This is a genomic window from Variovorax sp. KK3 (assembly GCF_001984055.1).
Classification (GTDB): Bacteria; Pseudomonadota; Gammaproteobacteria; order Burkholderiales; family Burkholderiaceae_C; genus Variovorax.
Window position 1 is genome coordinate 31,037 of record NZ_LYVO01000021.1, and the last position, 23,620, is coordinate 54,656.

Annotated in this window: 21 protein-coding genes; 5 read left to right on the plus strand and 16 right to left on the minus strand. The window is 67.7% G+C overall.

Annotated features, from left to right (window positions below; translation table 11 throughout):
- Nucleotides 1-10 precede the first annotated feature (10 nt).
- The 3 genes from B0W80_RS12480 to B0W80_RS12490 all read left to right on the plus strand — a co-directional run bounded on the left by B0W80_RS12480 (nucleotide 11) and on the right by B0W80_RS12490 (nucleotide 4,630).
- Nucleotides 11-1,465, plus strand: coding sequence for an MFS transporter (locus B0W80_RS12480; protein WP_076999463.1), 1,455 nt, complete (start codon nucleotides 11-13; stop codon nucleotides 1,463-1,465).
- 30 nt (nucleotides 1,466-1,495) lie between these two features.
- Nucleotides 1,496-2,260, plus strand: a complete 765-nt coding sequence (locus B0W80_RS12485; protein ID WP_076999464.1) for a class II glutamine amidotransferase — start codon at nucleotides 1,496-1,498, stop codon at nucleotides 2,258-2,260.
- Nucleotides 2,261-2,404: 144 nt separating this feature from the next.
- Nucleotides 2,405-4,630, plus strand: coding sequence for a TonB-dependent siderophore receptor (locus B0W80_RS12490; protein ID WP_076999465.1), 2,226 nt, complete (start codon nucleotides 2,405-2,407; stop codon nucleotides 4,628-4,630).
- Between the two features lie 119 nt (nucleotides 4,631-4,749).
- Here B0W80_RS12490 and gshB read toward each other — a convergent pair whose 3' ends face one another.
- From gshB to B0W80_RS12550, 12 genes are all read right to left on the minus strand, one after another.
- Entirely contained in the window at nucleotides 4,750-5,691 is a 942-nt protein-coding gene (gene gshB, locus B0W80_RS12495; protein ID WP_179106894.1) for a glutathione synthase, read from the minus strand.
- A complete protein-coding gene (locus tag B0W80_RS12500; RefSeq protein ID WP_076999467.1) occupies nucleotides 5,691-6,962 on the minus strand; it encodes a benzoate/H(+) symporter BenE family transporter in 1,272 nt (423 codons plus the stop codon). Before B0W80_RS12500 ends, gshB begins: the two co-directional genes overlap by 1 nt.
- Nucleotides 6,963-6,975: 13 nt before the next feature.
- A complete protein-coding gene (locus tag B0W80_RS12505) occupies nucleotides 6,976-8,844 on the minus strand; it encodes a potassium transporter Kup (protein WP_076999468.1) in 1,869 nt (622 codons plus the stop codon).
- 161 nt (nucleotides 8,845-9,005) lie between these two features.
- Nucleotides 9,006-10,304 (minus strand): glutamate--cysteine ligase, encoded by a 1,299-nt coding sequence (gene gshA, locus B0W80_RS12510; RefSeq protein ID WP_076999469.1) that lies wholly within the window; start codon nucleotides 10,302-10,304, stop codon nucleotides 9,006-9,008.
- 102 nt (nucleotides 10,305-10,406) lie between these two features.
- Nucleotides 10,407-11,699: a glutamate-5-semialdehyde dehydrogenase gene (locus B0W80_RS12515; RefSeq protein ID WP_076999470.1), complete on the minus strand. Its 1,293-nt coding sequence runs from the start codon at nucleotides 11,697-11,699 to the stop codon at nucleotides 10,407-10,409.
- A 110-nt stretch (nucleotides 11,700-11,809) separates the two neighbouring features.
- Nucleotides 11,810-12,874 (minus strand): DNA polymerase III subunit delta, encoded by a 1,065-nt coding sequence (gene holA / locus B0W80_RS12520; RefSeq protein WP_076999471.1) that lies wholly within the window; start codon nucleotides 12,872-12,874, stop codon nucleotides 11,810-11,812.
- Nucleotides 12,875-12,878: 4 nt separating this feature from the next.
- The gene (gene lptE / locus B0W80_RS12525) at nucleotides 12,879-13,385 is read right to left on the minus strand and encodes an LPS assembly lipoprotein LptE (RefSeq protein ID WP_076999472.1); all 507 of its coding nucleotides are present in this window, start codon (nucleotides 13,383-13,385) and stop codon (nucleotides 12,879-12,881) included.
- An 8-nt stretch (nucleotides 13,386-13,393) separates the two neighbouring features.
- Nucleotides 13,394-16,057: a leucine--tRNA ligase gene (gene leuS, locus B0W80_RS12530; RefSeq protein WP_076999473.1), complete on the minus strand. Its 2,664-nt coding sequence runs from the start codon at nucleotides 16,055-16,057 to the stop codon at nucleotides 13,394-13,396.
- Between the two features lie 139 nt (nucleotides 16,058-16,196).
- The gene (locus B0W80_RS12535) at nucleotides 16,197-16,655 is read right to left on the minus strand and encodes a biopolymer transporter ExbD (protein ID WP_076999474.1); all 459 of its coding nucleotides are present in this window, start codon (nucleotides 16,653-16,655) and stop codon (nucleotides 16,197-16,199) included.
- 11 nt (nucleotides 16,656-16,666) lie between these two features.
- Entirely contained in the window at nucleotides 16,667-17,365 is a 699-nt protein-coding gene (locus tag B0W80_RS12540; RefSeq protein WP_076999475.1) for a MotA/TolQ/ExbB proton channel family protein, read from the minus strand.
- Complete coding sequence (gene dapB, locus B0W80_RS12545) at nucleotides 17,362-18,192, minus strand: 4-hydroxy-tetrahydrodipicolinate reductase (RefSeq protein WP_083745344.1); 831 nt, start codon at nucleotides 18,190-18,192, stop codon at nucleotides 17,362-17,364. The genes B0W80_RS12540 and dapB overlap by 4 nt, the downstream gene beginning before the upstream one ends.
- An 83-nt stretch (nucleotides 18,193-18,275) precedes the next feature.
- Nucleotides 18,276-18,839, minus strand: coding sequence for an outer membrane protein assembly factor BamE (locus tag B0W80_RS12550; protein WP_076999476.1), 564 nt, complete (start codon nucleotides 18,837-18,839; stop codon nucleotides 18,276-18,278).
- A 92-nt stretch (nucleotides 18,840-18,931) separates the two neighbouring features.
- Here B0W80_RS12550 and fur point away from each other — a divergent pair, with 92 nt between their 5' ends.
- The gene (gene fur, locus B0W80_RS12555; protein ID WP_076999477.1) at nucleotides 18,932-19,351 is read left to right on the plus strand and encodes a ferric iron uptake transcriptional regulator; all 420 of its coding nucleotides are present in this window, start codon (nucleotides 18,932-18,934) and stop codon (nucleotides 19,349-19,351) included.
- Nucleotides 19,352-19,465: 114 nt separating this feature from the next.
- Here the strand turns inward: fur and hprK are convergent, their stop codons facing one another.
- The 3 genes from hprK to hpf form a co-directional block, all read right to left on the minus strand.
- Complete coding sequence (gene hprK, locus B0W80_RS12560) at nucleotides 19,466-20,425, minus strand: HPr(Ser) kinase/phosphatase (protein ID WP_076999478.1); 960 nt, start codon at nucleotides 20,423-20,425, stop codon at nucleotides 19,466-19,468.
- Between the two features lie 37 nt (nucleotides 20,426-20,462).
- Nucleotides 20,463-20,930, minus strand: coding sequence for a PTS sugar transporter subunit IIA (locus B0W80_RS12565; protein WP_076999479.1), 468 nt, complete (start codon nucleotides 20,928-20,930; stop codon nucleotides 20,463-20,465).
- A 94-nt stretch (nucleotides 20,931-21,024) separates the two neighbouring features.
- A complete protein-coding gene (hpf, locus tag B0W80_RS12570) occupies nucleotides 21,025-21,351 on the minus strand; it encodes a ribosome hibernation-promoting factor, HPF/YfiA family (protein WP_076999480.1) in 327 nt (108 codons plus the stop codon).
- Between the two features lie 479 nt (nucleotides 21,352-21,830).
- On the opposite strand from hpf, the gene corA reads away from it, so the two are divergent.
- Nucleotides 21,831-22,817: a magnesium/cobalt transporter CorA gene (gene corA, locus B0W80_RS12575; protein ID WP_076999481.1), complete on the plus strand. Its 987-nt coding sequence runs from the start codon at nucleotides 21,831-21,833 to the stop codon at nucleotides 22,815-22,817.
- Between the two features lie 15 nt (nucleotides 22,818-22,832).
- Here the strand turns inward: corA and B0W80_RS12580 are convergent, their stop codons facing one another.
- On the minus strand, nucleotides 22,833-23,615 hold the full coding sequence (locus tag B0W80_RS12580) for a 5'-methylthioadenosine/adenosylhomocysteine nucleosidase (protein WP_076999482.1): 783 nt from the start codon (nucleotides 23,613-23,615) through the stop codon (nucleotides 22,833-22,835).
- Nucleotides 23,616-23,620: the final 5 nt, after the last annotated feature.

Sequence of the window (23,620 nt, forward strand, 5' to 3'; positions counted from 1 at the left end):
GCTGCCACCGATGCCCGACACCGCCCTCTCCACCCCGACCCTCGCCGAACGCTACGGCACGCGCTACCGCTGGCTGCTGCTCTTGTCGGTGATGGTCGGCGTGATGGCGTCGATCATGTCCTCGACCATCGTCAACGTGGCGATTCCCGGCATGAGCCACCACTTCGCGCTGGGGCAGGAACGGGCGCAGTGGGTCAGCTCCGGCTTCATGGTGGCGATGACGGTCTCGATGCTCACTACGCCGTGGCTGCTGACACGCTACGGCTACCGGCGCACCTACGTCGGCACGATGGTGCTGCTGCTGGTGGGCGGCGTGGTGGGCGGGCTCGCGAACCACTACCCGCTGGTGCTGGCCGCGCGCGTGGCCGAAGGGCTTGCCGCGGGCGTGGTGCAGCCGATCCCGGCCATCATCATCCTGCGTGCGTTCGAGCCTCACGAGCAAGGCCGCGCCAGCGGCATCTTCGGCATGGGCGTGGTGCTGGCACCTGCGGTGGGCCCCAGCATCGGCGGGGTGCTGGTCGACCTGTTCGGCTGGCGCTCGATCTTCTTCATGGTGGTGCCCTTCTGCCTCGCATCGATCTGGCTGGCCTACCGCTTCGTGCCGGTCACGGCGCCGGGCGGCGTCACCGCCGCGCGCGGCGCGGGGCTCGACTGGGGCGGGCTCGCGCTGGGCACGGTGGGCACGCTGTGCCTGCTCAACGGGCTGGTCGAGCTGCGCGGCGACGCACCGCTGCAGGCCACCGCGCTGCTGGCCGGTGCCGGCATCGCCTTCGGCGCCTTCATCGCCTGGCAGCGGCGCGTGGCGGCCGTGGGCGGCGCACCGCTGATGAACCTGGCGTTGTTCCGGCACCGCCAGTTCGCCATGGGCAGCGTGGTCGCTTTCATCTACGGCACGGCGCTGTTCGGCTCGACCTACCTGCTGCCGGTGTACATGCAGGTGGGGCTGCAGCTGTCGGCCTCGCTCGTCGGCACCATCCTGTTGCCGGCCGGCATCGTGCTGGCCTTCGCGATCGCGGGCGTGGGGCGGTTGGCCGACCGGCAGCCGACCTGGCTGCTGGTGTCCATCGGCCTGGCGCTGCTGGCGCTGTCCTTCGCGCTGATGCTCGTGCTGCGCCTGGACAGCGCTCTCTGGCTGCTCGCCCTGTTCGCGGTGATCGGCCGGGTCGGCCTGGGCTTCATCCTGCCGTCGCTCAACCTGGGGGCGATGCGGCCGCTCGAGAAGCCGCTGATCCCGCAGGGCGCCAGCGCGATCAACTTCCTGCGCATGCTGGGCGGCGCTGCCGGCGTGAGCCTGTGCGCGGTGGTGCTCGAATGGCGGCTGGCCGCGCACGGCGATTCGCTGGCGAACCCGACGACCAGCGCCGCGCGCCTGGCGGCCTTCGACGAAGTGTTCGCGATGCTCGCGGGCCTGTGCGCCCTGGCGATGTGCGCGGCCTGGCAGCTGCGCGAAAAACCCGCCGCCTGAAGCGCCGGCGGCTGCGTTCTAATCGAGCCCATGTGCCAGCTCCTCGGGATGAACTGCAACACGCCGACGGACGTGACCTTCAGCTTCACGGGCTTCGCGCAGCGCGGCGGGCGCACCGACCACCATGCCGACGGCTGGGGCATCGCCTTCTTCGAAGACCGCGGGCTGCGGCACTTCGTCGACCACCAGCCGGCCTGCGAGTCGCCGGTGGCCGAGCTGATCCGCCGCTACCCCATCGCGAGCCGCAACGTCATCGCCCACATCCGCAAGGCCACGCAGGGTGCGGTGAACCTGCAGAACTGCCACCCCTTCGTGCGCGAGCTGTGGGGCCGCTACTGGGTGTTCGCGCACAACGGCGACCTCAAGGACTTTCGCCCGCGGCTGCACGGCAACTTCCACCCGGTGGGCAGCACCGACAGCGAGCACGCCTTCTGCTGGATCATGCAAGAGCTGGCCAAGTCACACGCCGGCGTGCCGACCGTCGAGGAACTCACGATCACGCTGCGCGAGCTGGCGCCACGCATCGCGCGCAACGGCACTTTCAACTTCATGCTCTCGAACGGGCAGGCGCTGTGGTCGCATGCCTCGACGAACCTCTGGTACATCGAGCGGCGGCACCCGTTCCTCACGGCGGAGCTGTCGGACGAAGACCTGTCGATCGATTTCGCGGAGCACACCACGCCCGACGACCGGGTGGCCGTGGTGGTCACCGCACCGCTGACGACCAACGAACGCTGGACCGCTTTCGCGCCCGGCGAGCTGGCGGTGTTCGTGGACGGCGAGCGGCGCGCCTGACTTTCCCCTGACCTGCGGCCGAGCGGCGGGCGGCCGCCGCGACTGTGTCGGCGGCGCAACAGAGCCCTCATTCGTAAGACCTTTGTCGTAGACAATAACGGTTCTCATTTGAGTTCGCATTTGCAACCGCCGCCGGAACCGTCCATGCCCGCCCTCCACAACCGCCTGCGCCCCGCCGCCGCCGCCACGCTCACCCTTCTCGCGTGGGCGGCCCACGCCCAGACGCAGCCGGCACCGGCCGAGCCCGCGGCACCCAGTTCCACCCTATCCACCGTGACCGTCGAGGCCAGTGCCGATGCCTCGGCCGAAGGCCTGACCAAGCCGTTCGCCGGCGGCCAAGTGGCGCGCGGCGGCCGCGTCGGCGTGCTGGGCAACCAGGACTACATGAGCTCGCCCTTCGGCGTGACCAGCTACACCAACGAGCTGATCCAGGACCAGCAGGCCCGCAGCGTCGGCGACGTGCTGCAGAACAACCCCTCGGTGCGCGTGGCGCGCGGCTTCGGCAACTTCCAGGAGTCGTACTTCATCCGCGGCTTCCTGCTGAATTCGGACAGCACCGCCTACAACGGGCTCTACAGTCTGTTGCCGCGCCAGTACATCTCGTCGGAGCTGTTCGAGCGCGTCGAAGTACTGCAGGGCGCCAGTGCCTTCCTGACCGGCGCCTCGCCGGGCGGTGACGCGATCGGCGGCTCGGTCAACCTGCTGCCCAAGCGCGCGGGCAGCGAGCCGCTCACCCAGTTCACGCTGGGCGGTTCGAGCGGCTCGCAGGTCTATGCCGCGACCGACATCGCACGCCGCTTCGGGCCCGACCAGAGCCTGGGCATCCGCATCAACGCGGCCCACCGCAACGGCGGCACCGGCGTCGACAACGAGAACGTCAAGCTCGACGTGGTGTCCGTCGGCTTCGACTGGCGCAGCCGCAACGCCCGCCTGTCGGCCGACATCGGCCACCAGGAGCACCGCCTGCGCGAAACGCGCACCAACGTCACGCTCGCATCGGGCGTCACGCTCGTGCCATCGGCGCCGGACGCCAAGACCAACTGGGCGCAACCCTGGAGCTATTCGAACGAGCGCGACACCTTTGGCACCGTGCGCGGCGAATACGACTTCACCGACAACATCACCGGCTGGTTCGCGGGCGGCATGCGCCGCGGCGTGGAAGCCAACTCGCTGGCCAACCTCAGCGTGAGCAATGCGCTGACCGGCGCCGGCACCACCTACCGCTTCGACAACACGGGCATCGAGAAGGTGCAGACGGGCCAGGTCGGCCTGCGCGGCAAGTTCGCGACCGGGCCGGTCAAGCACGAGCTCGTCGCCGCTTACGACTACTTCGAATCGGACCGCAAGAACGCCTACCGCTTCGACTTCCTCAACACGCAGAACACCAACCTCTACAACCCGATCCCGACGCCCTACCAGCCGCTGTTCAGCGCGTTCTCGCTCGGCGGCAACGACCTGACGTCGCCGCAGACGACCGCGAAGAAGCGCCTCACCAGCTACGTCATCGGCGACACGATGTCCTTCCTGGACGACTCGCTGCTGCTCACGCTCGGCGCGCGCCGCCAGACGCTGAACGTCGACAGCTTCGCCTACAACACCGGCGTGCAGACCGGCAACTACGACCAAAGCCGCACCAGCCCGGCCGCAGGCATCGTCTTCAAGGCGACGAAGGAGTTCTCGGTGTACGCGAACTACATCGAGAGCCTGGCGATCGGCGAAACGGCGCCGGCCGTGGTCAACGGCCGTCCGGTGACCAACGCCGGCCAGGCGCTGTCGCCTTACGTCGCCAAGCAGAAGGAACTCGGCGTCAAGTACGACGGCGGCGGCATCGGCGCCACCGCGGCGCTGTTCTCCATCGAAAAGCCGCGCGCACTGCAGAACGCGTCGGGTGCCTATGTCTCGGAGGGCAAGGACCGCCACAACGGCCTGGAGCTGACCGCCTTCGGCGAGCCGGTGAAGGGCCTGCGCGTGCTGGGCGGCGTGACGCTGCTCGACGCCAAGCAGAAGGAAACCGGCAGCGCCACCACCGACGGCCGCCGCGTCATCGGCGTGCCCAAGCAGCAAGGCACCATCGGCGTGGAATGGGACGTGCCGGGTGTGCGCGGCCTGTCGCTCAACGCCCGCATGATCGCGAGCGGCTCCAGCTTCGCCGACGCCGCCAACACGCTGCGCGTGTCCGGCTGGACCCGATTCGACATCGGCGCGCGCTACATCACCGAGATGGCCGGCCGCCTGGTGACGCTGCGCGCCCGCATCGACAACGTGGCCAACCGCGACTACTGGGCATCCGTCGGCGGCTCGCCCGGCGCAGGCTACCTGGTGCTGGGCAATCCGCGCACCTTCAGCCTGACCGCCTCCGTCGACTTCTAGCTCTCTGGAAGACCCGGCTTTAGCCAGGAACACCGCGGAACCGGCTTTGCCGGGCCGCTGGTGTTGCCCCCGGAAGGGGGTGCGAGAGCGACACGAAGTGAGCGAGCCTGGGGGAGAGCCTATTTAAGCTCTGCCTCCAACGCATCGATGAACATGGCCGGCACGTCGAAGCCGGTCTGTTCCGTGATTTCCTGGAAGCAGGTCGGGCTGGTCACGTTGATCTCGGTCAGCGAATTGCCGATGACATCCAGCCCCACCAGCAGCAGCCCGCGCTCGTAGAGCACCGGGCCGATGGCCTCGGCGATGCGCCGGTCCTGGTCGGTGAGCGGCTGCGCCACACCCTTGCCGCCGGCGGCCAGGTTGCCGCGTACTTCGCTGCCTTGCGGAATGCGCGCCAGGCTATGCGGCACCGGCCGGCCGGCGATCACCAGGATGCGCTTGTCGCCCTGCGTGATCTCGGGGACGAAGCGCTGCACCATGATGGTCTCGGCACCGTCCTTGTTGAGCGTCTCGATGATCGAGCCCAGGTTGAGCCCGTCGGCGCGCACGCGGAAGATGCCCATGCCGCCCATGCCGTCGAGCGGCTTCAAGATGATGTCCTGGTGCTCGGCATGGAAGGCCTTCACCGCGGCCGCATCGCGCGTGACCAGCGTGGGCGTCGTGTACTCGGCGAACTCCATGATCGCCAGCTTCTCGGGATGGTCGCGCAGCGCGCGCGGCCGGTTGATGACGCGCGCACCCTCGCGCTCGGCCTGCTCCAGCAGGTGGGTGGCGTAGATGTACTCGGCGTCGAAGGGTGGGTCCTTGCGCATCAGCACCGCATCGAAGGCATGCAGGGGCCGCTCGATCACGCCTTCCTCGCGGAACCAGTCGTCTTCGCCGGTCAGCACGATCTCGCGCACCTTGGCGGTGACGGGGCGGCCGCGCTGCCAGGTGAGGTCTTGCGGCACGCAGGCCGAGAGCTTGTGCCCGCGCCGCTGGGCCTCGCGCATCATCGAGAAGGTGGTGTCCTTGTAGATCTTGAACTGCTCGAGCGGATCGGCAACGAAAAGGATGTGCATCAGGGTGTCTTTCCGGCGGTCGATGAGGGGCGGGCCGCTTCTGCCGCGGCCCGGGCGTCTTGTCTGATCTTGCAGGCAGGTGCGATGTCCTTGCCGGCGAAGGGTTTGCGCCGGCCCAGCTGCTGGATGGCGAGTGCCAGGGCGCCGGCCACCACGCCCCAGAAGGCGGAGCCGATGCCTGCGATGGTGAGGCCCGAGAGCGTGACCAGGAAAGTGATGAGCGCCGCCTCGCGATGCGGTTCGTCGCGCACCGCCGCGGCCAGGCCGCCGCCGATGGTGCCCAGCAGCGCGAGGCCGGCGATGGCCGCGACCAGTTCCTTAGGGAAGGCGGTCAGCAGGCCCGTGACCGCTGCGCCGAAGAGCCCGATGACGACGTAGATGGCGCCGCAGGTCACGGCCGCGGTGTAGCGGCGCGCCGGGTCTTCATGTGCTTCGCGCCCCATGCAGATGGCGGCAGTGATCGCGCTCAGGTTCATCGCGAAGGCGCCGAAGGGCGCGAGCACCAGCGTCGCCAGGCCGCTCGCGGTGATCAGCTTCGAGATCGGCAGGTCGTAGCCGGCCGCGCGGATCGCCGCCACGCCCGGCAGGTTCTGCGATGCCATCGTGACGACGAAGAGCGGCAGCGCCAGGCTCACGGTTGCCTGCCAACTGAACACTGGCATGGTGAAGACCGGCACCGCCATGCTGAACTGCACGGCAGCCCAGGCCAGCTCGCCGCGCGCAGCCACGAAAACGATTGCCGCCAGTAGGGTGAGCGGCACCGCGTAGCGCGGCAGCAGGCGGCGCGTGACCAGGTAGCTCAGCAGCATCAGCAGCACCAGCGGCAGCGCGGTGCGCGCGGCCAGGAAGGCCTCGAGGCCGAAGCGGGCCAGCACGCCGGCCAGCAGCGCCGAGGCGAGCGCCATGGGAATGCGGTTCATCACGCGCTCGAACCAGCCGGTGGCGCCGGCCAGTGTGATGAGCAGCGCACAGACGATGAAGGCACCGACCGCCTCGCCCATGCCATGGCCCGCGCCGGCCACTGCCAGCACCGCCGCGCCGGGCGTGCTCCAGGCGATCATCACCGGCTTGCGCCACCACAACGACAGCAGTGCCGAGCTCAGGCCCATGCCGAGGCCGAGCGCCCACATCCACGAGCTGATCAGCTCGGGCGTTGCGCCGAAGGCCTGTGCGGCCTGGAACACGATGGCCACCGAACTCGTGAACCCCACGAGCACGGCGACGAAGCCGGCGGTGAAGGACGAGAGGCTCAGGTCCTTGAAGAAACGCATGGGGCCCGCTTGCCTAGATTTCGATCTTGGAGCCCAGCTCGACGACCGCGTTGTTCGGCAGGCTCAGGAAGTTGGCGGCCCCGCTCGCGCTGTGGTGCATCTGCGCGAAGAGCTTTTCGCGCCACGGCGCCATGCCGCTGCCCAGCGTGGGAATGACGACGTCGCGCGACAGGAAGTAGCTGGTGGTCATGGGCTCGAGCTGGCAGCCGCGCAGCCGCGCATGCTCGAGCGCGCGCGGCAGGTCGACGTCGTTCTTGAAACCGTAGTGCACGACCACCTGCCAGCAGTGGTGGCCGAGCGGTTCCATCTCGATGCGCTTGTCCATGGGAATCCACGGCACCTCATGGTTGCGCACGGTGACGAACAGGTTCTGCTCGTGCATCACCTTGTTGTGCTTGAGGTTGTGCAGCAGCGCGTTGGGCACCACGCCGGGCTCGGCGGTCAGGAAGACGGCCGTGCCCTCCACCCGGGCTGGCGGGCTGACGAAGACCGACGCGAGGAACTCGCGCAGGTCGATGGCCTCGGCCAGCTGCACCTGCCCCATGAGCCGCCGGCCTTCCTTCCAGGTCAGCATCAGCATGAAGATGGAGCCGCCGATGAGCAGCGGGAACCAGCCACCCTCGAAGAGCTTGAGCAGGTTGGAGGCGAAGAACAGGAAGTCGACCACGAAGAACCAGCCGGTGGCCAGCACGCAGAGCCACAGCGGGTACTTCCATGCGTGGCGAATCACGAAGAAGGTGAGCACCGTGGTGATGAGCATGTCGGTGGTCACGGCGATGCCGTAGGCCGCGGCCAGGTTGCTCGACGAGCGGAACATCAGCACCGCCAGCACGATGGCGACGAACAGGCCCCAGTTGACCAGGGGAATGTAGATCTGCCCCGCGGCACGCACGCTGGTGTGTTCGATGTTCATGCGCGGCAGGTAGCCAAGCTGGATCACCTGCCGGGTGACGCTGAACGCACCGGTGATGAGCGCCTGCGACGCGATCACCGTCGCGGCGGTGGCCAGCACCACCAGCGGAATCAAGGCCCAGTCGGGGGCCATCATGAAGAACGGGTTCTTCACCGCCGCCGGGTTCTCGAGCAGCAGTGCGCCCTGCCCGAAGTAGTTGAGCACGAGCGCGGGCATCACCACCGAGAACCAGGCGACGCGGATCGGCCGCTTGCCGAAGTGCCCGAGGTCGGCGTACAGCGCCTCGGCGCCGGTCACGCAGAGCACCGTGGCGCCCAGGATGATGAAGCTGGTGCCCGGGTTGTCCCACATGAAGCGCAACGCATACAACGGGCTGATGGCCTTGAGGATCTCGGGATGGGTGAGGATCTGCGAAACGCCCAGCAGTGCGATGGTGACGAACCAGGCCAGCGTGATCGGGCCGAAGAAGCGGCCGATGCCCGCGGTGCCGTGCTTCTGCACGGCGAACAGGCAGAACAGCACCACCAGCGTGATCGGGATCACGTAGTGCCGGAAGTGCGGCGACACGACCTCCAGGCCCTCGACCGCCGACAGCACCGAGATGGCCGGCGTGATCACGCCGTCGCCATAGAAAAGCGAGGTGCCGAAGATGCCCACCACCAGCAGCACGTTGCGCAGCTTCGGCTTGTCGACCACCGCCTGCGAGGCCAGGGCCAGCATCGCGACCAGGCCGCCTTCGCCCTCGTTGTCGGCGCGCAGAACGAGCACCACGTACTTGAGCGAGACGATGACCGTCAGCGTCCAGAAGAACATCGACAGGATGCCGTAGACGTTCTCGATCGTGAAAGGCACGTGCCCGTGCCCGAAAACCTCCTTGACCGCATACAGCACGCTGGTGCCGATGTCGCCGTAGACGACACCGATGGCCGCGAGGATCAGCGCGGCGGAGGAGGATTTGGTGGGGGACACGAAGGAGGATGCAAAAGGGTGACCGGCGCGGGATGCACGCCGGGGCGCCTCGACGGCCGCATGCGGCCTTCGCGTCGCCCTCCGCCCTCGGGAATTTGCGTTGCTATGGGCCCGCTATTTTGCCGCTGCCCCGATGCGCCGCAAGGCCGCTCGACAAGAACTTATTCGTAGGTCTCGGCGTCCGGATTGGTCGCTTCCATTTCGTAGCTGGCTGCCACCATGGCCAGGCGGCCAATCACGCCGTACATGTAGAAGCGGTTGGGTGCGCTCGCGCCCGGCTTGGCGCCCGGCTGCGGTAAGTGCGCACTCTCCGAAAAAGCCAAGGGCACGAAGCTGGCGCCCGGCATGTTGAGGTTCTCGTCCGGGCTGCGCTCGGCATGCACGCGGTAGAAGCCGCCGACCACGTAGCGGTCCATCATGTAGACGACCGGCTCGGCCACGCCGTCGTGCACGCGCTCGTTGGTGAGCACGCCTTCCTGAACGATCAGGTCAGTCGGGCCCTGGGGCGCTTCCTGGCCCGACAGGGTCGGCGCCTTGCCGCGCCGGCCGAAGACCTCGAGGTCCTTGACGTCGCGCACGGTCATCACGCCCATCGGGTCGGCGCCGTTGTCGGCCTTGACCACCACGAATGGCTTTTCGTTGATGCCGTATTCCTTGTACTTGCGACGGACCTTGGTCAGCAGCGCATCGACGTGGCTGGTCAGCACGTCCAGGCCCTTGCCCTCGGTCAGGTCGACGCCGCCGGCACGCGCGTACATGGGGTTGATGAGCCACGGGTCGATGCCCAGCAGCTTGCCGAAGCGCTTGGACACCTCTTCGTAGCTGTGCAGGTGGTTGCTCTTGCGGCGCACCGACCAGCCGGCGTGCAGCGGCGGCAGCAGGTACTGCTCGTGCAGGTCTTCCAGGATGCCCGGCGCGCCAGCCGACAGGTCGCTGTTGACGAGGATGGTGCAGGGGTCGAAGTGCTTGAGGCCCAGGCGCCGGCGGGTGCGCACCACCGGTTCGAGGCACACGCTTTCGCCGTGCGGCAGTTCGATCTTCTTTGGCGACTTGATTGCCGGGTCGACCGAGCCGACCCGCACGTTGAGGCCGGCCATGTGGAAGATGCGCACCAGCCGGGCCACGTTCGCCAGGTAGAACGTGTTCTTCGAGTGGTTCTCGGGGATGACGAGCAGGTTGCGCGCCTCGGGGCAGATCTTCTCGATGGCGGCCTGCGCGGCCTGCACCGCGAGCGGCAGCATGTCCTCGGTGAGATTGTTCCAGCCTCGCGGGTAGAGGTTGGTGTCGACCGGCGCCAGCTTGAAGCCGGCATTGCGGATGTCGACCGAGCTGTAGAAGGGCGGCGTGTGCTCCATCCATTCGAGCCGGAACCAGCGCTCGATGGCAGGCATGGAGTCGAGGATGCGCTGTTCGAGCTCGTTGATCGGGCCCGTCAGGGCGGTGACGAGATGGGGAACCATGCGGCGGCCTTGTCGTTTGTTTTCGCGGCGAAAGGTGGAGTGGAATTGTAGGATTTGAGGGCGGCACCCAAGATGACAAGCGCGCCCGGCTGGCCCTCCACTTCAGGTGCGCACTTCGCCCTGGCCCAGCACCACGTATTTGAGCGAGGTCAGGCCCTCGATGCCCACCGGCCCGCGCGCATGAAACTTGTCGGTGCTGATGCCGATCTCGGCGCCCAGCCCGAACTCGAAGCCGTCGGCGAAGCGGGTGCTGGCGTTCACCATCACGCTGGCGGAGTCGACTTCGCGCAGGAAGCGCTGGGCATGCAGGTGGTCGCGGGTGACGATGGCGTCGGTGTGGTGGCTGGAATAGCGGTTGACGTGGTCGATGGCCTCGTCCACACCCGTCACCACCTTGATGCTGATGACGGCGGCCAGGTATTCCTCCGACCAGTCGGACTCGACCGCATCGACCACCTTGGCACCCGGGGGCAGCGCACCGTCGGTGCGCAGGATGCGCGCGGCGGCCGGGTCGCAGCGCATCTCGACGCCCTTGGCCGCGAAGATGGCCCCGATCTCGGGCAGGAAGCTCTCGGCCATCGAGGCCGCCACCAGCAGCCCTTCGGCGGCGTTGCACGGGCTGTACTTCTGGGTCTTGGCGTTGTCCACGATGCGCACCGCCATGTCGAGCTCGGCCGTGTCGTCGACGTACACGTGGCAGTTGCCGTCCAGGTGCTTGATGACGGGCACCTTGGCCTCGCGGCTGATGCGTTCGATGAGGCCCTTGCCGCCGCGCGGAATGACCACGTCCACGAACTCGGGCATGGCGATCAGCCGGCCGACGGCCTCGCGATCGGTGGTCTGCACCAGTTGCACCGCCTCCACCGGCAGGCCGGCCTCCGCCAGTGCCTCGCCCACCAGCGCGGCCAGCGCCTTGTTGGACTCGATCGCCTCCGAACCGCCACGCAGGATGGCCGCATTGCCGCTCTTGATGGCGAGGCTGGCGGCCTCGACGGTCACGTTGGGTCGGCTCTCGTAGATCATGCCGAAGACGCCGATCGGCACCCGCATCTGGCCGACCCGGATGCCGCTGGGCTGCTGGCGCATGCCGATGACCTCGCCGATCACGTCGGGCATCGCGGCCAGCTGCTCGCAGCCGAGCGCCACGGTCTCGATGGTCTTGGGGCCGAGCCGCAGCCGGTCGACCATCGGCGCCGAGAGGCCGGCCGCCTGGGCGCGTTCCAGGTCTTGCGCATTGGCCGGCGCCAAGGCCTCGACGCTCTCGCGCAGGCGCCGCGCCAGCGCCCGCAGTGCTTGGCTCTTGGTGGCGGCGGTGGCCTTCGCCATCAGGGCAGCGGCCGTCTTGGCCTGCATCCCCAGGGTCTGCATGTATTCGTCGACATTGAAGGCATTCATGGGGCGGAATTCTCCCACGCAGGGCCCGGACGTCCGGGCGCCGCGAGGAAACGCCCCGTTCCCGAAATTGCAACGAAGGGGCAGCGCCGAGCTGCCCGTATCCCGGCCCGTCAGCCGCGCGCGGGCGCAGCCGCGCAGGCCCGGCACAGCATCAAGGCCAGCCGCTGCAGCGCCTGCCAGCCGCTGGCCGGCCAGTCGGGCTGCTTGAGCCCCTTGACGATGCCGTCTACCACATGGGCCGCGCGCAGGAGCCGGGCCAAGGCGCGCTCGTCCAGGCGCGGCAGCACGCGCTCGAAGGCACGCTCGCGCGGGCCCCAGATGCGGTTTTCGCGCAGGGCCATGGGCAGCGGCCGGCCCGCGGCCATGGCGTCCTTGACGCGCTTGAGGGCGCGGATGTCCTCGGCCAGCGTGTAGTGCACCAGCACCTCGGCCTCGCCCTCGGCCTGCAGGCCGTCGAGCATGCGCGCCACGCGTTGCGGCTGCCCGCCCAGCACGGCCTCCGAGAGTTTGAACACGTCGTAGCGCGCGACGTTGTTGACCGCGGCCTCGACCTGCTCCCAGCCCAACTCCCCGGGCGGATACAGCAGGGCCAGCTTCTGGATCTCCTGGTGCGCGGCCAGCAGGTTGCCTTCGACCCGGTCGGCGAAGAACTGCAGGGTGCGCTGGCCTTCTTCACCGGCCTTCACGCGCTGCTCTTGCCGCGCGAGCCGCTGCGCGATCCAGGGTGGCAGCGCGGCGCGCTCGACGGTCTCGACCGCCAGGCTGACGCCGTGGCCCTCGAGCGCCGTGAACCAGGCACCGGTGCGCGTGGCCTTGTCGAGCCGGGGAAGCAGCACCAGCGTCAGCGTGCTGTCGTTGCCGACGGCCGACTCGGCGATCTGCTGCAGCGCGGTGCTCCCGTCCTTGCCGGGCTTGCCCGACGGAATGCGGATCTCGACGATCTGCCGCTCGGCGAAGAGGCTCAGCGAACCGCCGGCCGCGAGCACCGCGCTCCAGTCGAAATGCGCGCCCGCCGCCGTGTACGAGCTGCGCTCGGTGTAGCCCTGCGCGCGTGCCGCCGTGCGGATGGCATCGGCGGCCTCCTGCGCCAGCAGAGGCTCGTCGCCGTGGATGACGTACAGCGGCTTGAGCCCCTTCTGCAGGTGCGCATCGAGCTGGGCGGCCGCGAGCTGCATCGGCTCAGAGGCTTTTCACCGCCGCCAGGCGGCGTAGCGTCTGCTGGGCGATGTCGCTCTGCATGTCGCGGTACAGCAGCTCGGTCTCGCCTTCCTTGGCAAGCGCAGCGGTTTCGTTGTAGGTGATGTCGCGGTACTGCTCGATCTGGGTCGGGCCCAGCAGTTCCTTGCCGCCCGGCGTGCGCAGGCGGATGCGCATGGTCAGGCGCAACTGCAGTTCGCGCACCTGGCCGGCCGAGTTGGTCGAGAGCACGGCGGTCCCGCGGGTTTCGGAAAGCACCTCCAGAATGGCGTCCGCGCGGTCCTTCTCCTCTTCCGGGATCAGCTCGACGTTGCCCGCAGCACGGAACTGGCGGCGCAACGCGTTCACGAACGCCGACCTGCCCGGCACCGACAGTGACTTGAAGGCGAAGTCCGGCGCACGGCGCAATTGGAAGCCGCAGCCCGCCAGCAGCAACGCGGAAGCGCCGCCCAAGATCACGGCGCGGCGGGACAGAAAAGATTCGTTCATGCCGTGCCTCAGATCACCACGTTGACGAGCCGACCCGGCACCACGATCACGCGCTTGGGCGACGCCCCCTCGGCAAACTTGACGAAGGCCTCGCTCTGCAGCGCGAGCTTCTCGATCTCGGGCTTGGTGGCCTGGGCAGGCACCTGCAGCGAGCCGCGCAGCTTGCCGTTGACCTGCAGCATCAGTTCGATCTCGTCCTGCTCGAGCGCCACCGCGTCGACCGCGGGCCAGGATGCATCGAGCAACGGGCCTTGCAGGCGGTCGTAGCCCAGCGCATGCCACAGCGAATGCGTGATGTGCGGCGTGGCAGGGTAGAGGCAGCGCAGCAAAATGCCGAAGCCCTCGCGGGCGGCAGCGCGGTCGCCGGGGCTGGCGTCGGACTTGAAGCCTTCGAGCGCATTCAGCAGCTTCATCGCACCGGACACCACGGTGTTGTATTGCATGCGCTGGTAGTCGTAGTCGATCTGGCGCAGCACGGTATGCACCTCGCGGCGCAGCGCCTTGGCCTCCTTGCCGAAGGCCGCGCGCGGGTCGACGGTTTCCAGGTCGATCTGGTCGCCCTCGGGCACGGCGGCCTCGGCGGTGCCGAGCGCCACGCCGTAGTTCCACACGCGGCGCAGGAAGCGGTAGCTGCCTTCCACCGCCGCATCGTTCCACTCGAGCGTGGCCTCGGGCGGGGCGGTAAACATGGTGTACAGGCGCGCGGTGTCGGCACCGTACTTCTCGATCAGGTCCTGCGGGTCGACGCCGTTGCGTTCGCTCTTGCCCATCTTGCCGACGCCGCCGTACTCGACCGCCGTGCCGTCGGCCAGCGTGCCGCCGCTGACGCGGCCCTGTGCGTCGAGCGCCTGCGTCACTTCGGAAGGCGGGAAGTATTCCTTGCCGCCCTTCTCGTTGCGCCGGTAGAAGATGTGGTTGAGCACCATGCCCTGGGTCAGCAGCTTGCTGAAGGGCTCGTCGGCCTTGACCAGGCCCATGTCGCGCATCACCTTGGTCCAGAAGCGCGCATAGAGCAGGTGCAGGATCGCGTGCTCGATGCCGCCGATGTACTGGTCCATGGGCATCCAATACCTGGCGCCCTCGGCGACCATGGCCTCGTCGTTCGTCGGGTCGCAGTAGCGCATGAAGTACCAGGCGCTGTCGACGAAGGTGTCCATGGTGTCGGTCTCGCGCCGCGCGGCCTTGCCGCACACGGGGCAGACCACGCCGGCATGAAAACCTTCGTGCTTGTTCAGCGGATTGCCCGAGCCGTCGGGCACGCAGTCGGTGGGCAGCACCACCGGCAGGTCTTTCTCGGGCACCGGCACTGCGCCATGCTCGTCGCAGTGGATGATGGGGATCGGCGTGCCCCAATAGCGTTGGCGGCTCACGCCCCAGTCGCGCAGGCGCCAGGTGGTCTGCATCTCGCCCAGGCCCTTCTGCGCCAGGGCGTGGGCGACCGCCTTCACCGCCTCGGGGTACGACATGCCGCTGAAGTTGTCGGAGTTGATGGTCACGCCGCGCTGCTTGTCGGCGTACCACTCCTGCCAGCGGTGGTAGTCGAAGTGCGGCTCGTCGTCGACCAGCACCACCTGGATGATCTCGATGCCGTACTTGTTGGCGAAGGCGAAGTCGCGCTCGTCGTGGGCCGGCACGCCCATCACGGCGCCGTCGCCGTAGCCCATCAGCACGTAGTTGCCCACCCACACCGGCACCGGCTCTTCGGTGATCGGGTGCTGCACGAAGAGGCCCGTGGGCACGCCCTTCTTCTCCTGCGTGGCCAGTTCGGCCTCGGTGGTGCCGCCGGCCTTGCAGTCTTCGATGAAGGCGGCCACCTTGGGGTCGGACTTGGCAGCGTGCGCGGCCAGCGGATGCTCGGGCGCCACGGCGCAGAAGGTCACGCCCATGATGGTGTCGGCGCGCGTCGTGAAGACGTACATGCGGCCGCCCTGGATCGGCTCGCCCTTTTCGTCCTTGATGTCGTGCGGGAAGGCGAAGCGCACGCCCTCGCTCTTGCCGATCCAGTTTTCCTGCATCAGCTTGACGCGCTCGGGCCAGCCCGGCAGCCTGTGTTGGGTGTGGTCGAGCAGCTCTTCCGCGTAGTCGCTGATCTTCAGGTAATAGCCGGGGATTTCGCGCCGCTCGACGGTGGCCCCGGTGCGCCAGCCCTTGCCGTCGATCACCTGCTCGTTGGCGAGCACGGTCTGGTCGACCGGATCCCAGTTGACCACCTGCGTCTTGCGGTAGGCGATGCCCTTCTCGAGCATCTTGAGGAACAGCCACTGGTTCCACTTGTAGTAACTCGGGTCGCAGGTGGCGATCTCGCGGCTCCAGTCGATCGCCAGGCCCATGGCCTGCAGCTGGCCCTTCATGTACGAAATGTTCTCCAACGTCCACTTGGCCGGGGGCACGCCGTTCTTGAGCGCCGCGTTCTCGGCCGGCAGGCCGAAGGCGTCCCAGCCCATCGGCATCAGCACGTTGTAGCCGCTCATGCGCAGGTAGCGCGTGAGCATGTCGTTGATGGTGTAGTTGCGCACGTGGCCCATGTGCAGCTTGCCGCTGGGGTACGGCAGCATCGAGCAGGCGTAGTACTTCTTCTTTTGCGCGTCCTCGGTCACGCGGTAGGCGTCGGCCGCGGTCCAGGCCGCCTGGGCGGCCGACTCGACGTCACTGGGTTTGTAGCTGGGGTTCATTGGACAGGGCAACAACGGCCCGGCAGCGGGTGGCCGGGAACCGGGGAAAAGCGGATTATCGCGGCTGGCAACCGCCTGCCGCTCGGCACCGGCCGCGAAGACCCGGCTCGCCTCCATCATGGGGAGGACTCCGGGCTCGTCAGGGCCTCTTGAGCGGCGCCTCGGTCACGAAGCCGATGCGGCCGAGGCCGGCCTGGTTGGCGATGCCCATGAGTTCTACGACCCGGCCATAAGGCACGGCCTGGTCGGCGCGCAGCTGGATCTCGGTGTCGGGGCTGTCTGCGGCGGCCTTGCGCAGCCGCTCGGCCAGCACCTCGGCGGTCACGGGCTGGTCGTTGAGAAAGACCTCGCCGGCCGCGTTGACCGACAGGCTCACGAACTTCGGCGTGTCGGTGGGCTGGCCGGCCGCCGTGCGCGGCAGGTCGAGCTTGATCGAGCTGGCCATCAGCGGCGCGGTGATGATGAAGATCACCAGCAACACCAGCATCACGTCGACGAGCGGCGTGACGTTGATGTCGGACAGCGGGCGCTGCCCGCCGCCACCGATCGCGCGGCCGCCGGTGGCCGTGCTGCCGAGGGAGGTGCGACCGAAAGCCATGGCCAGGCGCCTCAGGCGGGCATAGGCCGCGCAGGCGGCAAGGGCGTCTCGCGCGTGGGCACGTGTGCAAGCGCGCCGAGCAGATCGTGCGCGAAGCCTTCCAGCTCGGCCTCGATGCGGCCGACCACCCGGCCGAAGACGTTGTAGGCCAGAACGGCCGGAATCGCGACCGCCAGGCCAAAGGCCGTCATGATCAGCGCCTCGCCCACCGGGCCGGCCACCTTGTCGATGGTGAAGCCGCCGGTCTCGCCGGCGATGCCGGTCAGCGCGCCGTAGATGCCCCAGACCGTGCCCAGCAGGCCGACGAAGGGCGCCGTGGCGCCGACCGTGGCGAGCAGGATCTGGCCCGACTGCAAACGGCGAAGCGCGGCATGGAGCGCGTCGCGCAGCACCCGCGTCAGCCGCTGCGAACGATCGACCGCGCCGCCCAGCGTGGTCGGGTCGGGATCGACCGCCAGCTGGCGCACCGCGCTGACTGCCGGCCACACCAGTGCCGCACGGTCGAAGCTGCGCAGCTGCTGTTCGGCATCCTGCAGCGAGCCGGATTGCCAGAACGCCGCAATGCTGCGCGCCACGTCGCGCGTGCCGCCGCGCAGCAGCCAGGCCTTCCAGAGGATCACCACCCAACTCGCCACCGACATCAGCAGGAGCAGGGCCGCCACCGAGCGGCTGACGCCATCGCCGTGGGTGAGCAGCTCCAGGACCGTCATCGCAGGTTGAGAACGTCGAACATGTCGAAGAGCCCGCTCTGGCGCCCGGCCAGGAAACGCACGGCACGCAGGCTGCCCTGGGCGTAGTTGGCGCGGCTGCCGGACTTGTGCGAGATCTCGATGCGTTCGCCGGTGCCGGCGAAGAGCACGGTGTGCTCGCCGACGATGTCGCCCCCGCGGATGGTCGCGAAGCCGATGGAGGACGGGTCGCGCTCGCCGGTGACGCCTTCGCGGGCGTAGACGGCGCAGTCTTTCAGGTCGCGGCCCAGCGCGTCGGCGATCACCTCGCCCATCTTGAGCGCAGTGCCCGACGGCGCGTCGATCTTGTGGCGGTGGTGGGCCTCGATGACCTCGATGTCGTAGCCGGTGGACAGCGCCTTGGCCGCCATCTCGAGCAGCTTGAAGGTGACGTTCACGCCCACGCTCATGTTGGGCGCCATGACGATCGCGATGTCCTTGGCGGCAGCGGCGATCTCGGCTTTTTGTGCGTCGCTGAAGCCGGTGGTGCCGATCACGGCCTGCACGCCCAGCTCGCGGCACACGGCCAGGTGCGCCAACGTGCCCTCGGGGCGGGTGAAGTCGATCAGCACCTGGGCGTTCTGCAGGCCTTGGCGCAGATCGGCCACGACGGGCACGCCGCTCGCGAAGCCGAGGGATGCGCCGGCGTCGCTGCCGAGCGCGGCGCTGCCTGCGATGTCGAGGGCGCCGGCCAGGCGGCAGTCGCCCGACGCGCGCACGGCCTCGATCAGCATGTGGCCCATGCGGCCGGAAGCGCCGGCCACCGCGACGCGGCGCAGCGGAGTGGTGGAAGAGGAAGAATCGGTCACGCGACAAGCCTTCGAAAATGGCCGGCCACTCGGACGGCTCGAACGGCGCGCCAACAGCGCGCCACTAGCGCACTTCTATCGCATCAACGGCCGGATTCGAGCGGCGGATAGCTGGGAGGCAGCGGCGGCAACGCGGCGGACGGCGAATCGCCCTCGGCCGTCTTGGCCTTGTCCTTGGCCGTGTCGAATTTCTTGAGCTGGTCTTCGGTGGCCTCCAGCACCGGCACCTTGCCGGCACGTCCACGGGCGTCGACCGCGGCGACGAACTCCTGCTCGCTGGGCATCGTGTCGCCCTCGAAGCGGTCGAGCACCTCGCCGTTGAAGAACACGGTCAGCCGGCGCTGCTGCGCCTCGACGCCCTGGCGCCGGATGGTGAAGACGTAGTCCCAGCGGTTGGAGTGAAAGACGTCGTTGAGCAGCGAGGTGCCCAGGATTTCGCGCACCTGCTGGCGCGACATGCCGGGCTTGAGTTGCTCGACCTGCTCCTTGGACACGAAATTGCCCTGCACCACTTCGACCTTGTAGGGGGTGATGGCATTGAGCGCGTTGCGCGAACGTTCGTTGAAGCTGCTGCAGGCCGCCAGGCTGAGCGTCGCGGCGACGGCGCCGACGAGCAGCCACGAGCGGCGTTGTGAAATCTCAGGCATGGAAAAGGGCCAGGAGGGCAAGCGATATGATCGGGCGATTGTAGCGGCTGGCCCTCTGCCGGCCCTCCCGGGGAGGGGACGCAGGAATGACCATGGCCAACATCGACGAACTCAAGAACACCGGCCTCAAGGCCACGCTGCCCCGCCTCAAGATCCTGGAAATCTTCCAGAACGGCGGCCAGCGCCACATGACGGCGGAAGACGTCTTCCGCGTGCTGCTCAACGAACACTCCGACATCGGCCTGGCCACTGTCTACCGGGTGCTGACGCAGTTCGAGCAGGCCGGCATCCTCGAGCGCAGCCACTTCGAGAGCGGCAAGGCTGTGTACGAGCTCAACGAGGGCAAGCACCACGACCATCTGATCTGCACCGCCTGCGGCAAGGTCGAGGAGTTCTACGACCCCGAGATCGAGCAGCGCCAGCAGATCGTGTCGAAGGACAAGGGGTGGATCCTGCAGGATCACGCGATGTCGCTGTACGGCTTGTGCGCCGACTGCGCCAGCAAGAGATAAAGCCCCCCGGCTTTTCAAGAGCTTCGCTCGTATAACTTCACCCCCCGAGGGGGAGGCGCGGCCGCCTTGGGGCGGCCTGGCGGCGGCCTCCGGCACGATGAACGACACCGTGGGCTAGTCGTCGTCCCGGCTGCCTTCCATGGCTTTGTGGTGGCGCGCGACGAAGTCCGCGTAGGTGTCGATGCCGCGCAGTTGCAGGATCGAATTGCGCACGGCGGCTTCGACCAGCACGGCGATGTTGCGGCCGGCCACCACCTGGATGATCACCTTGCGCACCGGGATGCCCAGCACGTCCTGGGTCAGCGGCGCCGACGGCATGCGCTCGTAGTCGCGCTCGAAGCTGTCGCGCCGCACGAGGTGCACGATGAGCTTGAGCCGCATCTTCCGGCGCACGGCCGTCTCTCCGAAGATGGCCCGGATGTCCAGCAGGCCGATGCCGCGCACTTCCAGCAGGTTCTGCAGCAGGTCGGGGCAGCGCCCTTCCAGGGTCGCCTGGTTGATTCGGTAGAGGTCGACCGCGTCGTCCGCGACGAGGCCATTGCCGCGCGAGATCAGTTCGAGGCCCAGCTCGCTCTTCCCGAGTCCCGACTCGCCGGTGATCATCACGCCCATGCCCAGGATGTCCATGAACACGCCGTGCATCGAGGTGCGCTCGGCGAAGTGCTTGGACAGGTACGCGCGCAGCAGGTCGATGACGAAGGCGGAGGACTCCCGCGTCGCGAACAGGGGCAGTTGCGCCCGCTCGCAAATCGACAGCAGCTGGTCCGGCGCGCTCTGGCCGTCGGCCAGCACCAGCATGGGCGGCTCCAGGGTCACGATGCGGGCGATGCGGCGCACGCAGTCTTCCGGCGAACCGCGCATCAGGTAGGCCACCTCGCGCGCGCCGAGAATCTGCACGCGGTAGGGATGGATGTAGTTGAGGTAGCCGACGAGGTCGGCCGCCGATTGGGCACGGCTGATGACGCCAGGATCGAACTGGCGCTCCGAGGCGCCGAGGCCCGCCAGCCACTCCCACCGGAGCGAGCCGCGGAACTCCTCGAACATCGCGTCGGCGCTGATGACGGTCGGCTTCATGCGCCAGACGGTCCCATGCAGTGGCAGCGGCGCTGCCTCAAGCGACCTGGGCCGATTGCCATCCTGCGATCAGGGCATGCAGCTGCGCGGCGTCCTTGCTCGACTTGATCTGCTCGCGCAAGCCGGCGTCGCTGAGCAACTCGGCGATCTCGGAGAGTATTTCGAGATGTTTCTGGGTGGCCGCTTCGGGCACCAGGAGAAAGATCAGGAGCACGACCGGTTGTTCGTCCGGCGCGTCGAAGCCGATCGGGTTTTCCAGCTGGAAGACGGCGGCCATGGGCGACTTGAGGCCCTTGATCCGCCCGTGCGGGATGGCGACGCCGTGCCCCAGCCCGGTGGAGCCCAGGCGCTCGCGCGCGAACAGGCTGTCGGTGATGAGGGCGCGGCCGAGGCCGTGCAGGTTTTCAAACAGCAAGCCGGCTTCTTCGAAAGCTCTTTTCTTGCTCGTGGCGTCGACGCTCACGAGGACTTGAGCGGGCGGCAGGATGGACGCGAGTCGGTTCATGGTGGGGCAGGGCGGGGGCGATTATGCACCCGCGCCGCAAAAAGCAAAGAGCCGCCCGAAGGCGGCCCGCAAGAGTGTTTGCCCGAAGTTGGCACTACATCACGCGCTTGGGCGCATCGTGATAGTGCTTCTTGAGGCGTTCCTTGTGGCGCACGACCTGCCTGTCCAGCTTGTCGGCCAGGTCGTCGACGGCGGCGTAAAGATCAGCGTGGCTCGATTCGGCGAACATGTCATTGCCCTTGACGCGGATGCTGCATTCGGCCTTCTGGCCTTCCTTTTCCTTCTGCTTTTCAACCGTGAGGATCACCTTCACATCGACCACCTGGTCGAAGTGCCGGATGATCCGGTCCAGCTTGCTCGTGACATAGCTGTGGAGCGCGGGAGTGACGTCGAGGTGATGACCGCTGATCGTCAAATTCATGAATGACCTCCTGAGAAATGACGGTTGGGGAAAAAGACCCATGCATCGTGGAGAGGAAGCCGGGCCGGCGAAATCGACGGTGTGAAAAAACGAGAAAGAGGGGGAGAAAAGAAGGGGAAGGAAGAGGCGGAAGGGGCAGAGGCGGTGAGGCGCTGTCGGTTCACTATGCCCATGCTGTCATCGAATTGCAATCCCCGTCGACGCAAACCCCCGCTCATCCTGAGGGTCAAGATGTCGGCGGTGTGACGGCAGTAGTGCGAAAGGCCACGCCCCTCTTCATTGCCACTGGATGCCCATCCATGCGGCGTCGGGAAAATGCAAGTTGCCGGTGACATAATCGCGCCTCGCTGCAACCGGAGACTCCAGATGGAAACCGTTCCGCCTCGGCAGCTTTCAACTCCCCGTTGACGCGTTGTCGGCCAGGGACTTGAAAGCGCCCCATCCCTCGCCGACACCGCAACACACCCCGGGAGTGAGCCATGCTCAACATCTTCACGCTGGCCAACGGCCGCCTCGTCCAGGAAGAGATCGAAGCGCTCGAAGAGCTTTCAAAGTTCCAACCGATCTGGGTCGACCTCGAGTCGCCCACGCTGGAGGAAAAGCGCTGGATCAAGCAGTACTACGGCCTGTCCATCCCCGAGGATGCGATGGACGAGGACATCGAGGAATCCGCGCGCTTCTACGAAGAAGACAACGGCGAGCTGCACGTGCGCAGCGACTTCCTGATCGACGACCCCGAAGACCCGCGCTCGGTGCGCGTGGCCTTCATCCTCAACCAGCACAACACCGAGCTGCGCAGCCGTGGCGTGCTGTTCTCGATCCACGACGAGGACGTGCCGGTGTTCCGACTCCTGCGCATGCGCGCACGACGCGCGCCAGGCCTGATCGAAGACGCCAAGGAAGTGCTGCTCAAGCTCTTCGACGCCGACGCCGAATACTCCGCGGACTCGCTCGAGAACATCTACGACGAGCTGGAAGTGGCGGGCAAGAAGGTGCTCGAAGGCAACGTCAGCGACGAGCTGGCCGGCGAGGTGCTGGCCGCCATCGCCCGCCAGGAAGACCTGAACGGTCGCATCCGCCGCAACGTCATGGACACGCGCCGCGCGGTCAGCTTCATGATGCGCAGCCGCATGCTCAATGCCGAGCAGTTCGAGGAGGCGCGGCAGATCCTGCGCGACATCGAGTCGCTCGATAACCACACGGCCTTCCTGTTCGACAAGATCAACTTCCTGATGGACGCCACGGTCGGCTTCATCAACATCAACCAGAACAAGACCATCAAGATCTTCTCGGTGGCCAGCGTGGCGCTGCTGCCGCCCACGCTGATCGCGAGCGTCTACGGCATGAACTTCAAGATGATGCCGGAGCTCGATTGGGGCTACGGCTACGCCTACGCGATCGCGCTGATGGTTGCCAGCGCGCTGGTGCCGATGTGGTACTTCCGCCGCCGAGGCTGGCTCAAGTAAGACAGGCGAGGACGCTTACGCGTCTTCCTGCTGCGCCTTGCCCGGCAACGCATCCAGCCATTTGGTGATGATGGCCAGGCTGTAGCGGCTCGCGACCGCTGCGACGAAGCGCAGGAAGTCGGTGTGCGCCTGGTCGTCGGCGCGGTCGGAGATGGTGCGCACGGCCGCGAAGGGCACACGGAAGTCGTGGCACACCTGCGCCACCGCGGCGCCCTCCATCTCGCAGGCCAGCGCATCGGGCAGGTCATGGCGCAACGCGTCGCTGTCGGCCGCGCTGGCGATGAAGCGGTCGCCGCTGACCACCAGGCCGCGGTGCAGGCGCGGGGCATGCAGCGCGAAGTCGTCCACCACCTTCTGCCCCAGCAGCGCGACCGGGTTGCGCAAGATCTTCTGCGCCGCGGCGGTCAGCGCGTCGCTGATCACGGTGTCGGTGGCGAATCGCGCATGCCCGGTCAGGGGCACCTCGTAGCGCGGAAAAATGGGCGAGGCATCCAGGTCGTGCTGCAGCAGGCGCGTCGCCACCACCACGTCGCCCACCCGCACGCCGGGCGCCAGCCCGCCTGCGACACCCGTGAAAACGATGGCGCGCACGCCGAATCGTTCGAGCAGCACCGTGGCGGTGGTGGCGGCCGCGACCTTGCCGATGCGCGAGAGCACAGCCACCACCGACTGGCCCTGCAGATGGCCCACCCAGAACTCGCGCCCGGCGATGCGCACGCGCCGCTCGTCGGGCATGACCGCCAGCAGCGCGCCCAGCTCTTCCTGCATGGCCGCCACGATCGCGACCGGTGCCGCCATGCGAA

Bases quoted from the DNA above. Each gene is read 5' to 3' on its own strand.
- B0W80_RS12480 (WP_076999463.1), top strand. From the start codon at position 11: ATGCCCGACACCGCCCTCTCCACCCCGACCCTCGCCGAACGCTACGGC.
- B0W80_RS12485 (WP_076999464.1), top strand. From the start codon at position 1,496: ATGTGCCAGCTCCTCGGGATGAACTGCAACACGCCGACGGACGTGACC.
- B0W80_RS12490 (WP_076999465.1), top strand. From the start codon at position 2,405: ATGCCCGCCCTCCACAACCGCCTGCGCCCCGCCGCCGCCGCCACGCTC.
- gshB (WP_179106894.1), bottom strand. From the start codon at position 5,691: ATGCACATCCTTTTCGTTGCCGATCCGCTCGAGCAGTTCAAGATCTAC.
- B0W80_RS12500 (WP_076999467.1), bottom strand. From the start codon at position 6,962: ATGCGTTTCTTCAAGGACCTGAGCCTCTCGTCCTTCACCGCCGGCTTC.
- gshA (WP_076999469.1), bottom strand. From the start codon at position 10,304: ATGGTTCCCCATCTCGTCACCGCCCTGACGGGCCCGATCAACGAGCTC.
- B0W80_RS12515 (WP_076999470.1), bottom strand. From the start codon at position 11,699: ATGAATGCCTTCAATGTCGACGAATACATGCAGACCCTGGGGATGCAG.
- holA (WP_076999471.1), bottom strand. From the start codon at position 12,874: ATGCAGCTCGCGGCCGCCCAGCTCGATGCGCACCTGCAGAAGGGGCTC.
- lptE (WP_076999472.1), bottom strand. From the start codon at position 13,385: ATGAACGAATCTTTTCTGTCCCGCCGCGCCGTGATCTTGGGCGGCGCT.
- leuS (WP_076999473.1), bottom strand. From the start codon at position 16,057: ATGAACCCCAGCTACAAACCCAGTGACGTCGAGTCGGCCGCCCAGGCG.
- B0W80_RS12535 (WP_076999474.1), bottom strand. From the start codon at position 16,655: ATGGCTTTCGGTCGCACCTCCCTCGGCAGCACGGCCACCGGCGGCCGC.
- B0W80_RS12540 (WP_076999475.1), bottom strand. From the start codon at position 17,365: ATGACGGTCCTGGAGCTGCTCACCCACGGCGATGGCGTCAGCCGCTCG.
- B0W80_RS12550 (WP_076999476.1), bottom strand. From the start codon at position 18,839: ATGCCTGAGATTTCACAACGCCGCTCGTGGCTGCTCGTCGGCGCCGTC.
- fur (WP_076999477.1), top strand. From the start codon at position 18,932: ATGGCCAACATCGACGAACTCAAGAACACCGGCCTCAAGGCCACGCTG.
- hprK (WP_076999478.1), bottom strand. From the start codon at position 20,425: ATGAAGCCGACCGTCATCAGCGCCGACGCGATGTTCGAGGAGTTCCGC.
- B0W80_RS12565 (WP_076999479.1), bottom strand. From the start codon at position 20,930: ATGAACCGACTCGCGTCCATCCTGCCGCCCGCTCAAGTCCTCGTGAGC.
- hpf (WP_076999480.1), bottom strand. From the start codon at position 21,351: ATGAATTTGACGATCAGCGGTCATCACCTCGACGTCACTCCCGCGCTC.
- corA (WP_076999481.1), top strand. From the start codon at position 21,831: ATGCTCAACATCTTCACGCTGGCCAACGGCCGCCTCGTCCAGGAAGAG.
- B0W80_RS12580 (WP_076999482.1), bottom strand. From the start codon at position 23,615: ATGGCGGCACCGGTCGCGATCGTGGCGGCCATGCAGGAAGAGCTGGGC.